Below are 1,188 nucleotides of genomic sequence, written 5' to 3' on the forward strand. Positions count from 1 at the left end.
GCTTGACTTCTTTTGGTTGTCTTTGTATTATCTACATTAACGTCAGATGATGTTAATGTAGATGATTTAAGGCTTCCATCAGTTGCCGATTTATCATCGTGACAGTGGCGGTGTAGTAATTGAAGGTTCTTGTATTCATCCTTTCCGCCTAAGCTGAGAGGGTGAATGTGGTCAACTTCAATTAAGTCCGATGGGGTAAAATACTGCCCACATCGGCTACACTTGCATTGTTGCTTCTTAAGTAGTTTAGCTACTCTTGTTGGTGTATCGATTGCTTGTCCTCGTCTGGTCGCCCAGTAAGTCCAATTTCCGTCGTAAGGTGAAGCGTCGGGGCGAACTAAGGTATGTCTGACAATTGGTGTCCAGTTATGTTTCCATAAATGAAAACCGTCTTTGGTTTGGAATAACCAAGATTCTTGTCTTTCTTTCCCATTGCTGAGTTTAACTGTTCCCGGTCTAAAGTAGTTTCTCAGTTTTTCGTAGCTTGCTTTACCGCATCTTGATACTGTCCATGCCCTTAACATCAACCAGATTGTATAGTCTAGTTTATTGAAGGTATCTTTAGATACTACTCCTGAGTAGTAGTTAGTCCAACCTCTAATGATTGGGTTTAGATGACTAATCAGGGCTGATTGAGGTGCTGTTTTGTTTTTTTTGATTACACCTTTTATCGCTTCTGTGTGGGCTTTAACTGCCTTTTGACTGGGTTTGATGTGGGTTTTGTGACCTATTAATTGGCTTCTTCTCCCTCCTGTTTTCCCAGATTTATGTTTTCCTGTTGGGTATTGCCTGATATTGAATCCTAGAAAGTCAAAACCGGGTTCTTCCGTTCTTCCATTATATTCAATGGGTTTGAGCGTATGACACACTCTTGTTTTTTCTAGTTTGAGTTCTAAACCAATAGGCTTTAACCAATCAGAAATGGCAGTCTTACACTGTTCAATGATTTCGAGTGATGGTGAAATCACTACAAAATCATCGGCATATCTTATTAAAACAGCTTGATTCTTATTCTTCTTTTTGGGGAATAGTGTTTCAATTAATCTTGCCATTCCATCCAGTGCGATGTTGGCTAGTAGTGGACTTATTACCCCTCCTTGTGGTGTCCCTGTTTCTGTTTCTTCAAATATGCCGTTATCCAATACTCCTGCTTTAAGCCATTGTTTAATGTCTCTTTTCAGGGAACTT

General features: G+C 39.8%; 1 protein-coding gene. It reads right to left on the reverse strand.

From position 1 onward, the window contains the following. Positions 1-1,188 (reverse strand): group II intron reverse transcriptase (locus O9324_RS13820; RefSeq protein WP_288140474.1); only part of this gene is annotated, 1,188 nt, incomplete at both ends.

Source organism: Microcystis sp. LE19-84.1B, from assembly GCF_027531875.1.
In the GTDB taxonomy this organism is placed as follows: Bacteria; Cyanobacteriota; Cyanobacteriia; order Cyanobacteriales; family Microcystaceae; genus Microcystis; species Microcystis panniformis.